The following is a 12,612-nucleotide window of genomic DNA, read 5'->3' as shown; positions in this document are numbered from 1 at the left end:
CTTTTTTATGTCAGCATGGCGATTGCATTTTCAATCCAGCGGGCTAGGCTGCGAACGCTGCATTGCAGTGTAACGGATAAGGGAGAGGGGTTGCCATGAGTGACGCCAAAGCGCCGCTGCTGATCAAGCGCTATGCCAGCCGCAGGCTCTACAACACCGAGACCTCGGATTACGTGACGCTGGAGGATATCTCGGGCTTTATCCGCGACGGGCGCGAGGTGAAGATCGTCGATCTGAAATCGGGCGATGACCTGACGCGGCAATACCTGCTGCAAATCGTGGCCGAACATGAAAGCCGCGGCGAAAGCGTGCTGCCGATTGCGGTGCTGACCGACCTCGTGCGCAGCTACACCACGCAGGCGCAAAGCGTGGTGCCCGAGTTCCTGGCGATGTCCTTCGACATGCTGCGCGACGGGCAGTCCAAGATGGTCGAGAACATCGCCGCGATGAACCCGATGGCGAAAATGCCGGGCTTCGAGGCGATGCGCGCGCAGCAAGAACAGTTCATCAAGGCGATGACCGGCGGCATGGGCGTGCCGCGCGATGAGGAGGGTGACGAGAGCGGCAACGCGGAGGATGAACTGGCCGAGATCAAGAAACAGCTCGCCGACCTTCAGTCGAAACTGAACAAGCTCTGATCCGGGCGGGGAGAATTCTCGAAAAATTCTCCCCTGAATTTTCGAAAATTCAGGTCCCGTAGGCCTGGGTGACGCCCTTGATGTCCTCGGCCGCCTCGATCAGCGCGTCGGCGATGAAATCCAGCTCACTGCGCGTCAGCCGCGCGGGCAGCCGCACGTCGCAGGCGCGCATCAGCATCGCGCGGGTCTGCGGCAGATTGGGCAGATCCTCGATGAATTGCCAGTTCCAGAAGGCGCGCGCGTTGTCGCGGCTCAACCCGAAGATCTGCACCTTGACGCCGCGCGCGGCCGCCGCCTCGGCAAAGGCCCGCGCCTCGGCATCGTCGGCGAAACCCACCAGGTTGAACTGGATCGAATCCGGCGCACGGGTCTCGGGGGTCAAGGGCGGCGGCACATCCAGCCAGGGCGAGCTGTCCAGCGCCTCGGCGACGTAATCGTGATTGGCGCGGCCATCGCGGACCCGGCGGGCAAGCTCGGGCAATTGCGCCCGGATGATCGCGGCGGAGAGGTTCGACAGGCGCAGGTTGTAGAGCGGCAGCTTGTTCTGCCAGCGGGCAAACGCGGCCTCCAGCGCCGGATCACTGCCGCCGATATGCTTGGCCCAGTTATGCTCATATGCGCCCGACATGATCACGGCGCGCGCGACCAGGTCGGCATCATCCGTCACCAGGATGCCGCCCTCGCCGGAATTGATCAGCTTGTAGGACTGGAAGGAAAAACAGCCGACGCGGCCAAGGGTGCCGATATTGCGCCCGTTCCAGAGCGTGCCGAGCGAATGCGCCGCATCCTCGACCACCGGTACGCCCGCGGCATCGCAAAGCGCCATGATGGCGTCCATATCGGACGTATGCCCGCGCATGTGGCTGATGATCACCGCGCCGACCTCATCGGTCAGCCTGGCGGCGAAATCCTCCAAGTTGATGCGGTAATTCTGCCCGACCTCGACCAGCACGGGGCGGCAATTGGCATGGATCACCGCCGACGGCACGGCGGCGAAGGTAAAGCCCGGGATCAGCACCTTCGTGCCCGGTTTCAGCCCCAGGCCAAGCAGCGACAGGAACAGCGCGGCGGAACACGACGACACGGCCAGCGCGTATTTCGTGCCCAAAAGCTTGGCAAACTCCCGCTCCAGCAACGCCACCGGGGCGTTTTCCGGCGCGGTGTAGCGGAAGAGGTCACCGCTCGCCAGCAGGCGGTCGATCTCGGCGCGCGCGGCCTCGGGGATCGGCTCGGCGTCATAGACATTGGGCGCAAGCGTCATGGTTTCACCTTTTTGAAAGCCTGTATTTCATTTTTCTTTACCTCGGGCGCGGGCAAAAGGACAGGAAAAACCGCGCCGGGCGGTCACTTGGGCGCAGATCTGTGGCGGATCAGCGGATCAGGGTGGGGCGGAATTTCAGGCGCGCGCGGCTTTCACCGGGCAGATGCCGGTTCAGGCGGCGGTTGATCAGCGAAAAGCCCGCGATCACACTCAGCGTCACGATGATGAAATAGACCGCGACGATCGGGTAGGGGACGAAGGGGTTGAAGGTCCGGTCCGCGAAATACTGCGCGTAATAGAGCGCATCGCCCTGTTGCCGGAAGGCCGGAAAGCCCGACAGGAACACCAGCGTGGTGGCGTGGAAAAGAAAGATCGCCTCGTTCGTATAGGCGGGCCAGGCAAGCCGCATCGTGGTCGGGAAGACCACCCGGCGGAAGCGTTTCCAGCCCGAGAGGCCATAGGCATCCGCGGCCTCCAGGTCGCCCTTGGGAACGGAACGCAGCGCGCCGTAGAAGATCTCACCCGCATAGGCGGAGGTGTTGAGGAAGAGGACGATGGCCGCGCCGAGCCAGGCCCGCGCGAACGGGTCGGTGAAACCGCTGATGTCATAGCGGCCGATCTCCTCGGGCAGGTTGACCAGCGCGTAATAGGCCAGGAAGAACTGGATGAAGAGGGGCGAGCCGCGAAAGACGAAGATGAACCATTCCGCCGGTTTGCGCGCCCACGCGCGGGTCGCGTTCTTGCCCACGGCCAGGGTCACCGCGAAGACGAAACCGGTGACCAGCGCCACCAGCCCGAAATAGACGTTCCAGATCAGGCCGGACCCGATCAGCGTGACCTGTTCACACAGCGTGATCTCGCCGCGCGGCAGCAGGCGCTCGCCATAGCCCAAGGACCGGAAGGCATAGGCCTGAACGGTGTCCCAGCAGCTCATGCCCCCGCCCTCCGCTGCGCTTCGCCTGCCATGGTGGCCTGGCCCCGGCTGAGCCGCGTGGTGAGCCGCGCCAGCACCACCTCGGAGATCCGGGTAAAGCCGAGATAGAAGATCAGCAGCGCAAGGAAATACCACAGCCGCCAATCCGGGTGGGGATAGGCGAATTGCGAGGTGCGCGAGCCGCCAAGCTCCCGCGCCCAGTAGACGATGTCTTCCACGCCCAGAAGGAACAGAAGCGGCGTCGCCTTGATCAGGATCATCCAGAGGTTGGAAAGCCCCGGCAGCGCGTAGATCCACATCTGCGGCACCAGCACGCGCCAGAAGCTTTGCCGCCGCGTCATGCCATAGGCCTCGGCGGTTTCAAGCTGTGCGCGCGGCACCGCCCGCATCGCCCCGAAAAGGACATTGGCCGCGAAGGCCCCGAAGACGATGGCGAAGGTGAAGACCGCGACGCCAAAATTATAGACCTCATGCACCCATTGCGGCGAGGAGGAGAGCGGGATCTTGGCCGCCTGGCAGACGGTGAAATTCGCGCCCTGGCGAATGGGCTCGTCCCAGTCGGGACATCGGATCTGGTGGTTGATCCATTCCAGCGCCTGATCCAGCGCGATGACGAAGAAGAGGAAGAACACGATATCCGGCACGCCGCGCACCATCGAGGTGTAGACCTGGCCGAACCAGCGCAGGGGCGCGATGTGACTGCGCGAGGCGGCGGCCCCGGCAAAGCCGAAGACAAGCGCCACGGGGGCGGTGATGGCGAGCAGCAGAAGGACGGTCAGGAAGCTCTGATAGAACAGCAGATGCACGCCATTGGTCAGATAGCAGGCGAACCATGGGCCGGTTTCCAGCGTGGAGGGGTCGGCGCAAAACTCGAACATCGGACCTCGGGATGCGAAAAGGGGGTCGGGCGCAAGGCAGAGGCCCTGCGCCCGCCGATCTTACATGTCGTCGTAGAGCGGCACGTCGTCGCCGAACCACTCGACCAAGAGCGCGTTCAGGCTGCCGTCTTCCTTCATCGAGGTGATGGCCGCGTCGAAGGTTGCCAGCAATTCCTGATCGTTCTCGCGCAGGCCCATGCCGATGCCGCCACCAAGCGGCACCGGGTCGCCCACGACCATCAGGTCGGGATCTTCCGCGGTGATATCCAGCAGGAAGCTGTCATCGGCAAAGACCGCGTCGGCCTCGCCGTTGCGCACGGCGGCGACGGTCTCATCGGGCGTTGCGTATTCCAGAAGCGTGGCACCGGATTCGGCGATGTAACCCGCCTGGATGGTGTTGGCCTGGGCCGCGATCACGGCACTGGACAGGTCCACATCATCGCTGAGCGCAACATAGAGCGACGGGGTCGGCGGGATGTAGTTCTGCGTGAAATCAATCACTTCGTCGCGCTCGTCGGTGATCGACATGCCCGCGATGATGGTGTCGTAATTGCCCGAGGTGAGGTTCGGGATGATCGAATCCCAATCGTTTGTGACCCATTCGCAGGTCAGTTCGGCGCGGGCGCAAAGCTCATCGCCAAGGTCGCGCTCGAACCCGTCCACTTCGCCATCGTCATTGATGAAGTTGTAGGGGGGATAGGCGCCCTCGGTGCCCATGCGGATGGTGCGCTCATGGCTGTCGGCCAGCGCAAACCCGGCGCTCAGCGCCAGGATGGTGGTGGAAAGAACCAGTTTTTTCATGTCTGTAACTCCCTGATTTGGTTCGGTTCGTCCTCAGGCCGAAACGGTATGGCTGAGGAATTGTTGCAGGCGCTCGGTCTTGGGGGCGCCAAAAAGCGTGTCGGGCGGACCTTCTTCCTCGATCCGGCCCTGGTGCAGGAACACCACATGGTCGCTGACATCGCGGGCCAGCCGCATGTCATGGGTGACCAGCAGCATGGTGCGGCCTTCACCGGCCAGATCCTTGATGACCTTGACGACCTCCTGCTCAAGCTCGGGGTCCAGCGCCGAGGTCGGCTCGTCGAACAGAAGCGCGCGCGGCTCCATGCAGAGCGCGCGGGCGATGGCGGCGCGCTGTTGCTGGCCGCCGGACAGTTGCGCGGGCCAGACATCGCATTTGTCGCCGATCCCGACCTTGTCGAGCAACTTGCGTGCGCGGGCCTCGACCTCGGCGCGGTCCTCGCCCAACACGGTGACCGGCGCCTCCATCACGTTTTGCAGGATCGACATATGCGCCCAGAGGTTGAACTGTTGGAACACCATCGACAGGTTGGTGCGGATGCGGCGGACCTGGCCCGCGTCGGCGGGGCGGCGGTTATGGCCCGTGCCTTTCCAGCGCACGGCCTCGCCCTCGAAGCGGATCTCGCCCTCCTGACTGTCCTCCAGCAGGTTGGCACAGCGCAGCAGCGTGGATTTGCCCGAGCCCGACGAGCCGATCAGCGAGACGACATCGCCAGCCCTGGCGGCCATGTCGACGCCCTTCAGCACCTCCAGCGCGCCATAGCTCTTGTGCAGGCCCGTAATTTCGATGACGGGCGGCGTCTCTTGCGTCACGTTGGTCCTATCCCTCCCCGGAGCATTGGCGATTTGTGCGCATTATCGGCCCAATTGCAACGCCGTTCTGGCGGGTTACCCGTGGTCATCCGCCGGAGTGACGGGGTATTCGGGCATATCGGCAGGGTCGGGCGGCAGCGGCTGCGCCAGATAGTCGCTGGCGGGAATGCGGGCCAGCCCGACCAGGCCAAGCATCTGGCGATCCTCGGGCGCGAGCGCCGCGATGGCCTCCTCGACCGCGTTCGCAATGGCCTCCGCGTCCTGGCCCCTGGCGGTGATATAGGGCAGGGCGGGGGTTTTCCTTGTGCAGCTGCGCTCGGTCAGGCGTTCGCTCCAGGCGTCGTGGCGCAGGATGAGCCCCCAGGTCTGCGCGTCGAGCGCGGCGATGTCGGCGCGGCCCTCGGCCACCATCCGGGCCGAGTTACGGTGCCCGCCCGAAATGAGCGGCCGCGCGGGCGTCATGCCGATGCTCTGCGCGAAATCGTGGAACGCGGCCCAACCCGATTGGCTGAGCCCCTCGTTGATCGCCACGCGCCCCGCCATCAGCGTGGTCAGCGGCACCGCGCCATCCGACGCCCGCGCGATGATGACCGAGTTGTAATAGCCAGGAGCACAGCCCGGCAGGCCGAAATCGGGGGTGCCGACAAGTTGCACCTGTGCGTGAAGATGTGCGCGGAAGGGCAACCCGCAGGTCTGCGCCAGCACCAGATCGGGCGATTGCCAGAGCGTCCAGAGGTCATCCGTGCGCGTCAGGTCATCGGGCGCGTCGATCTCCCGCGCCCGCAAACCGTCGCGGATAAGGCCCCAATAACGATCGGTTGCCGCCGCCGTCTCGGGCCGGTCATACATCGGCAGGGCGGCGATCATCCCCGCGCTTCGACCCGTTGGCGGGCCAGCGCACTATCGCGGTCGTTGATGCCAAGCAGGTTCGCCGTCAGCCGCAGCATCGCGTCCTCCTCGTGGTCGCGCACGCCATCGGCCAGCACCACGGACCACAGCGCCTCGATCACCGCCTCGCGGTCCTCATGCGGCACCGCCTCCTTGATGGCGCGTGTGAAGCGGACGGTGTCGGGGGCCTCGGATTCCAGCACTTCCGCCTCGGCGCGCAGCTTGGCGACGTTGAGCGGCCCGACATCGTGACGCGCGGCCAGGATGCGGTCGATATGGGCCTTTTCGCTGTCATCATAACTGCCGTCGCTGCGCGCGATGCGCACCAGAAGGGCGGCAAGCGCCAGTTTCGCCTCCGGGTCGGGCAGAGGGGCGGGGTCGGGGGCCGTCAGGCGCTTGAGCAGATCAGCAAACATGGATGTCAGATAGTCCCGATCAGCGCATCTGCCAAGCACTCACGCCTCGGGCGGCGTGATCCGCCCCGACATGATCGGCACGGCTGTGCCCGCGACGCGGATCGCCGTGACCTTTCCATCCTCGCAATCGACGCTCAGGCCGATCTGCGACGGACGGCCCATCTCGACGCCCTGATGCAAGCTGAACCGCGTCGTGCCCTCCCCGATCTGCGCCGAGGCGTGCAGTTGCGCGGCAAGGATGGCCGAGGCCGAGCCGGTGGCGGGATCCTCGGCAATCCCGTGCCCCGGCGCGAACATGCGGGCGCGGAAATCGCAATCCTTCCCCCGCGCATAGACATAGACCGATTCATTGCTTTGCGCCGTCAGCCTGCCCCAGGCGGGTTGCGCGGGCTGCGCGCGGGCCAGCGCATCGAGGCTGGCCACCGGCACATAGAGGAAATCCGGCCCGCCCGCCCACATCGCGGGCGCGTGGCTGTCAAAGCCGATCTGCGCGCGCTCCAGCCCGAGCGCGTCGGCGATCAGGTCGGGATCGACGGGGCCGGGATGCGGGGTCGGCAGCACCGGCGCGGTGAACTGCGCGGTGATCTTGCCCGATTTGCAGGTGACGGTGACGGGAACCAGGCCCGCCATTTCCTCCAGCGTGATCAGGTCGGTCCAGTCCTCGCCCGCCTGCCGCACCCTGGCCAGACGGATCGCGCAGCCGATGGTGGGATGACCGGCAAAGGGGATCTCGGCGGTGGGGAAGAAGATGCGCACCCTGGCGGCGTTGGCGGGGTCATCGGGCGTCTGCACGAAGATGGTCTCGCTGAGGTTGAACTCCCGCGCGATCAGCTGCATCTGCGCGGTGGTCAGGTCATCCGCCCCCTCGACAATGGCCAGCGGATTGCCGCCATAGGGCGCGTCGGTGAACACATCGCAGGTGGCGAAGGGCAGGGCGGTCATCTTGCGTCTCTCTCTCGGATCAGGTCGGGGCAATTGACACGCAAACGGGGCCGTTTCGCAAGTGTCAGAAATGAAACGCGATCCCGACCGAGATCGTGTCGGTGTCGAAATTCGTCGTGTTCGGGAACCCGACCCGGCGCAGGTCCATGTCGGCATGGGTATACTCGATCCGGGCCGACAGGTTTTCGGCCAGCATCTGTTCGAAGCCGAGCCCGTAGACCATGCCCTCGGCTTCGAAATCGCCGGTGGATGTGCTGACCTCGACATCCGTGGTCTGATAGCCGAGCCGCGCATAGACCAGCGAATTGCCGAACGCATAGCCGCCGCGAATGCTGGCCGTCAGGGTGTTTTCCATCGCGATCGTGGTGGGTGAGGGGGCCATGGAATGGGTGCCCGACATGCCATAGGAGAGCTCGCCGCCAAGCACCCAGTTGGGGCCGAGGGCGTGGTTGTAGCCCGCGAAAATGGCGTAACCCGGCGCGATTTCCGGATCGACGGTCGCCGCTGGCACGGTCGGATTGACCGCGCCGACAGATAGACCGCCATAGAAACCTTGCCAGAGCGCGGCATCGGCATGGGCTGAGGTGGCAGTGGCACCGGCAATCGGCGCGGCGGCGAGGGTGCGGGGCAGGCGGGTCATCGTGGCGTCCTCCTTGGACGGGGGTGGTTTCTGCCCATAGGTCGGATGACGCAGCGTAAAGGTTCAAAGCATCGCATGAGAAAAAAGGGGCGGCGCGCCGGGGATTGCACGCCGCCCCTCGTCGGGGTCCGGTCGGGGATCAGAAGTGATAGGCCACGCCGATGGACACGCGGGTCGATTCCAGTTCGGTGCCCGGAGGCGCACCGCCGCCATCGACATCCCAGACGCTCTGCGTGACCTCGATCCGGCCCGAGAAATTCTGCGCGAACATGTGCTCGACCCCGAGGCCGAAGACGTGGCCCTCCAGGTCGGGCGTGCCGGGGGCGAAATTGATCGCCATGTCGCCGGACTGGTAGCCAAGACGGCCATAGATCATCGTGTTGCCGGTCACGTAGCCCGCGCGCGCGCTGACCGTGACCAGGTTCTCGACATCGAACGAGGCGGGGAAAAGCGCCGGAATGTCATGGCCGAGGGACCGGCCATAGCCAAGCTCGCCCCCGATCACCCAGTTCGGGCCGATCGCGTGGTTGTAGCCGACGAACACATCGCCGCTGAAACCGGTGTCGATATCGGCGGTGATCGCGTTGATGTCGGCGCTGCTGAGCCCCATGGAAAAACCGCCATAAAGCCCCTGGAAGGCAGTGGCGTCGGCGAAAGCGGCGGGGGCCGTCGCGGCGGAAAGGGCAAGGGCGGCGGTAAAGGTCTTGAGGGAACGGCGCATGGGGCGGCCTCCTGGAAAATGATCGTGAAGAGAAAAGGATGTCGTGATCATGGGTCGCAGGACGGCGGACCGGCGTTCAAAGAAAAGCCGCCCCGGCGATGGGGGCGGCTCGATTTTCCCTGTCTGTGTCCCTCACACCAGCCGCGACACGTCCACCGCCGCGCGCACGAAATCGGCGAAGAGGGGGTGCGGCGCGAAGGGTTTGGATTTCAGCTCGGGGTGGAATTGCACGCCGATATACCACGGGTGATCCTCGACCTCGACGATCTCGGGCAGGCGGCCATCGGGGGACATGCCGGAGAAGATCAGGCCCTTTTCCTCAAGCGCCTTCTGAAAGCGCAGGTCGACCTCGTAGCGGTGGCGGTGGCGTTCCTCGATCCGGGTGGTGCCGTAGATCTCGGCCACTTTTGAGTCGTCCTTCAACACCGCGTCATACGCGCCAAGCCGCATGGTGCCGCCCTTGTCATCCGTGACCTTGCGGGACACGGTATGATTGCCCTGAACCCATTCCTTGAGGTGGTAGACCACGGGCGTGAACCGCTTTTTCCCGGCCTCGAAGTCGAACTCCTCGGACCCCGCATCCTCCATCTTGGCCAGGTTGCGCGCGGCCTCGATCACCGCCATCTGCATGCCGAGGCAGATGCCCAGATAGGGAATTTTCCGCGTGCGGGCAAACTCTGCCGCCTTGATCTTGCCCTCGGTGCCGCGTTCGCCGAACCCGCCGGGGACCAGGATCGCGTGGAAGCCCTCAAGATGCGGCGCGGGGTCTTCGGTGTCGAACACCTCCGCATCGACCCAGTCGACATTGACCTTGACCCGGTTGGCCATGCCGCCATGGGTCAGCGCCTCCTTGATCGACTTGTAGGCGTCTTCCAGCTGCGTGTACTTGCCGACGATGGCGACGTTGATCTCGCCCTCGGTATGGTGGATGCGGTCGGCCACGTCCTGCCAGATGCCCAGATCGGGGCGCGGCGCGGGCGAGATGTTGAACGCGTCCAGCACCGCCTGGTCCAGCCCCTCGCGGTGATAGGCCAGCGGCGCCTCGTAGATCGACTTGAGGTCATAGGCGGGCACCACCGCCTCCTTGCGGACATTGCAGAAAAGGGCGATCTTCTCGCGCTCCTTCTCGGGGATCGGCTGTTCCGAGCGGCAGACAAGGATATCGGGCGCGATGCCGATGGACTGCAATTCCTTGACGCTGTGCTGCGTCGGCTTGGTCTTCAATTCACCGCTGGCGGCCAGGTAGGGCAGCAGCGTCAGGTGCATGAAGATGCACTGCCCGCGCGGCTTGTCATGGGAGAACTGGCGGATCGCCTCGAAGAATGGCAGGCCCTCGATATCGCCCACCGTGCCGCCGATTTCGCAGAGCATGAAATCCACGTCATCCTCGCCGATGCGGATGAAATCCTTGATCTCGTTGGTGACATGCGGAATCACCTGGATGGTCTTGCCCAGGTAGTCGCCCTTGCGCTCCTTCTCCAGCACGTCCGAATAGATCCGGCCCGAGCTGACAGAATCGGTCTTGCAGGCAGGCACGCCGGTGAAACGCTCGTAATGGCCGAGGTCGAGGTCGGTTTCGGCCCCGTCATCGGTGACGAAGACCTCGCCATGTTCGAACGGGCTCATCGTGCCGGGATCGACGTTCAGGTAAGGGTCCAGCTTGCGCAGCCGCACGGTGAATCCACGCGCCTGCAGAAGCGAGCCGAGCGCCGCCGAGGCCAGCCCCTTGCCCAGGCTCGAGACCACACCGCCGGTGATGAAGATGAAACGCGCCATATGGTGCTTGCCCCCCGTGCCGGACCGCCGCATCGCAATAGCGATTCCCGGTCCTGAAATCCGATACTCACGGGATTTGAGGATAACAGGATTCGCAGCGCGTCCGCAAGGCAGCCGCTAGATGATGTTGAGTAAAGGGGGCAGGCCCCCAAGATTTATTGGATCATTCGGTGCGCGGCGGCACCAGCGGCGCGTCGCTATCGGATGGCGGCAGAAGCGGGCCGTCGCCGCTCAGGTCGGGAAGGACGGGCGCATCGCCGGGCTCTTCCGCTGGCGCGTCGGTGACCCGGTCCAGCACCGATCCGCCGCCCGAGTTCTGCGCCGACAGGATGGTCAGCGTGATCGAGGTGACCAGGAAGGCAACCGCGAAAACCCAGGTGATCTTGCCAAGCGCCGAGGCCGCAGACCGCCCCGTCATCGCGCCGCCGCCACCGCCGCCGCCCATGCCGAGCCCGCCCCCTTCGGAGCGTTGCAGCAGCACCACGCCGATCAGGCAGATGGCGAGGATCAGGTGGATGACGAGAATGACATTTTCCATGGGGGGATCGGTCCGGGCCTTGGTGTGCTTTCTCGCCTACTTATGAGATGCGACAGGCCGCCGCAAGCCCATGGATGCAGGTGCAGCACGGGTTTCGCCGGACGGTGATGCGCATGCCGCCCCTCATGTCGGTGCCACGGGGTCCGGCAGCGCAATCGTGAAGGTGGTGGTGCCGTCCGCGCAGTCCACCTCGATCCGCCCGCCATGCGCGTCGGCGATGGAGCCCGCGATATAGAGGCCAAGCCCCAACCCGCCGCCGCTTTCCCGGTTGCCCCTCTGGAAGGGCTGGAACAGTTGCTGACGCATCTCCTCGGGCAGGGCCTCGCCCTGGTTGGCGACACAGACAGTGACGCCTTGCGCATCCGTCACCGCCCGAACCGCGATGGGGGCGCCCTCTTGTCCATGCTGCACGGCGTTTGACACGAGGTTCGAAACCGCCTGCGCCACCCGCGCGGCATCGCAGTGCACGGGACGGGTGATCGACAGATCCAGCGCGATCTCCCTCTCGGGAAAGGCCGACCGGATTTCCCCGACGACATGGGTGATGGCCTGCGACAGCGGCGCGTCGGGCTCGGCGTTGACCCGGATGCCGCCGCCGAGACGGTTCTTCGCGTGCAGCATGATATTGCCGATCAGGTCGCTCATGCGATGCACCGAGGCGCGCATCAGGGGCAGCAGATCGCGCGCCTTGTCGGTCTGCGGCTCCTTCGCCAGCAGCCGCAGGCCCGCGTCGAGGGCGGCCACCGGGTTGCGCAGGTCATGGCCCAGGACGGCGACGAATTCCTCCTGGATGCGCGCCATCTCGCGCTCATGGGCGACATGCGCCTCCTGTGCCTCCAGCCGTTCCTCGGTCTCCAGGCTGCGGCCGATGAGGTCCGCGAACATCTCCAGCATGGCGACGGCGCGGGGGTGCTTGACGTCGCGCGGCACGGTGTCGATGGCGCAGAGCGTGCCGAAGAAACTGCCATCGCTGCGATGGATCGGGATCGAGGCGTAGCTGACGATGCCGAACTTTGCCGCGATCGGGTGGTTCCGGTAGACCTCATCGGTGGCGACATCGTTGAACAGCACTTTCTGCCGCGTCACCCGAACCGATTGGCAGAAGGTCGACCGGATCTCGATCTCGTCGCCCGGTGCCAGGCCGAAATCGACCTCGTCCACGGTCCGGCAGGCGACCCAGCGATCCTCGGTCACGCGCGCGACCGCCGCAAAGCGCATATTCGCGGCCAGCATCACGGTTTCGAGGATGGTGCCGACAAGATCGCTGCTGGACAGCATCTCGATATCGGCCTGGAAATCATGCGCGCGCGCCAGAAAGGCGGCGTTATCCTGCAACTGCGTCCGGCGCAGCATTTCGTCCGTCATA

The 12,612-nt window shown here is 65.0% G+C and carries 14 protein-coding genes; 1 reads left to right on the top strand and 13 read right to left on the bottom strand.

Annotated elements, in window-relative coordinates:
• Window positions 1–95 precede the first annotated feature (95 nt).
• Window positions 96–638 carry a polyhydroxyalkanoate synthesis repressor PhaR gene (phaR, locus tag AC13C7_RS14550; RefSeq protein ID WP_172317358.1) on the top strand — a complete coding sequence of 181 codons (543 nt, stop codon included), beginning with the start codon at window positions 96–98 and terminating at the stop codon, window positions 636–638.
• 49 nt (window positions 639–687) lie between these two features.
• Here the strand turns inward: phaR and AC13C7_RS14545 are convergent, their stop codons facing one another.
• The 13 genes from AC13C7_RS14545 to AC13C7_RS14485 all read right to left on the bottom strand — a co-directional run bounded on the left by AC13C7_RS14545 (window position 688) and on the right by AC13C7_RS14485 (window position 12,611).
• Window positions 688–1,899 (bottom strand): DegT/DnrJ/EryC1/StrS family aminotransferase, encoded by a 1,212-nt coding sequence (locus AC13C7_RS14545; protein WP_482867911.1) that lies wholly within the window; start codon window positions 1,897–1,899, stop codon window positions 688–690.
• Window positions 1,900–2,008: 109 nt separating this feature from the next.
• A complete protein-coding gene (locus AC13C7_RS14540; RefSeq protein WP_482867910.1) occupies window positions 2,009–2,833 on the bottom strand; it encodes an ABC transporter permease in 825 nt (274 codons plus the stop codon).
• The gene (locus AC13C7_RS14535; protein ID WP_482867909.1) at window positions 2,830–3,711 is read right to left on the bottom strand and encodes an ABC transporter permease; all 882 of its coding nucleotides are present in this window, start codon (window positions 3,709–3,711) and stop codon (window positions 2,830–2,832) included. The genes AC13C7_RS14540 and AC13C7_RS14535 overlap by 4 nt, the downstream gene beginning before the upstream one ends.
• A gap of 60 nt (window positions 3,712–3,771) precedes the next feature.
• Window positions 3,772–4,512 (bottom strand): transporter substrate-binding domain-containing protein, encoded by a 741-nt coding sequence (locus AC13C7_RS14530; RefSeq protein WP_172317366.1) that lies wholly within the window; start codon window positions 4,510–4,512, stop codon window positions 3,772–3,774.
• 33 nt (window positions 4,513–4,545) lie between these two features.
• Window positions 4,546–5,325 (bottom strand): ABC transporter ATP-binding protein, encoded by a 780-nt coding sequence (locus AC13C7_RS14525; protein WP_328700452.1) that lies wholly within the window; start codon window positions 5,323–5,325, stop codon window positions 4,546–4,548.
• A gap of 75 nt (window positions 5,326–5,400) precedes the next feature.
• Window positions 5,401–6,192, bottom strand: coding sequence for a phosphate/phosphite/phosphonate ABC transporter substrate-binding protein (locus tag AC13C7_RS14520; protein ID WP_172317368.1), 792 nt, complete (start codon window positions 6,190–6,192; stop codon window positions 5,401–5,403).
• On the bottom strand, window positions 6,189–6,629 hold the full coding sequence (locus AC13C7_RS14515) for a tellurite resistance TerB family protein (RefSeq protein ID WP_172317370.1): 441 nt from the start codon (window positions 6,627–6,629) through the stop codon (window positions 6,189–6,191). The genes AC13C7_RS14520 and AC13C7_RS14515 overlap by 4 nt, the downstream gene beginning before the upstream one ends.
• 39 nt (window positions 6,630–6,668) lie before the next feature.
• The gene (locus AC13C7_RS14510; protein ID WP_482867908.1) at window positions 6,669–7,571 is read right to left on the bottom strand and encodes a PhzF family phenazine biosynthesis protein; all 903 of its coding nucleotides are present in this window, start codon (window positions 7,569–7,571) and stop codon (window positions 6,669–6,671) included.
• A gap of 64 nt (window positions 7,572–7,635) precedes the next feature.
• The gene (locus tag AC13C7_RS14505; protein ID WP_482867907.1) at window positions 7,636–8,211 is read right to left on the bottom strand and encodes a porin family protein; all 576 of its coding nucleotides are present in this window, start codon (window positions 8,209–8,211) and stop codon (window positions 7,636–7,638) included.
• A 139-nt stretch (window positions 8,212–8,350) separates the two neighbouring features.
• Complete coding sequence (locus AC13C7_RS14500) at window positions 8,351–8,932, bottom strand: outer membrane protein (protein WP_482867906.1); 582 nt, start codon at window positions 8,930–8,932, stop codon at window positions 8,351–8,353.
• Window positions 8,933–9,064: 132 nt separating this feature from the next.
• Window positions 9,065–10,708 (bottom strand): CTP synthase, encoded by a 1,644-nt coding sequence (locus AC13C7_RS14495; protein WP_482867905.1) that lies wholly within the window; start codon window positions 10,706–10,708, stop codon window positions 9,065–9,067.
• Between the two features lie 163 nt (window positions 10,709–10,871).
• The gene (secG, locus tag AC13C7_RS14490) at window positions 10,872–11,246 is read right to left on the bottom strand and encodes a preprotein translocase subunit SecG (RefSeq protein ID WP_172317378.1); all 375 of its coding nucleotides are present in this window, start codon (window positions 11,244–11,246) and stop codon (window positions 10,872–10,874) included.
• Between the two features lie 123 nt (window positions 11,247–11,369).
• Complete coding sequence (locus AC13C7_RS14485) at window positions 11,370–12,611, bottom strand: GAF domain-containing sensor histidine kinase (RefSeq protein WP_482867904.1); 1,242 nt, start codon at window positions 12,609–12,611, stop codon at window positions 11,370–11,372.
• Window position 12,612 lies beyond the last annotated feature (1 nt).

The sequence above is a fragment of the Alterinioella sp. B-7 genome (genome assembly GCF_056857775.1).
This window is presented reverse-complemented; position numbering and strand designations above follow the sequence as displayed.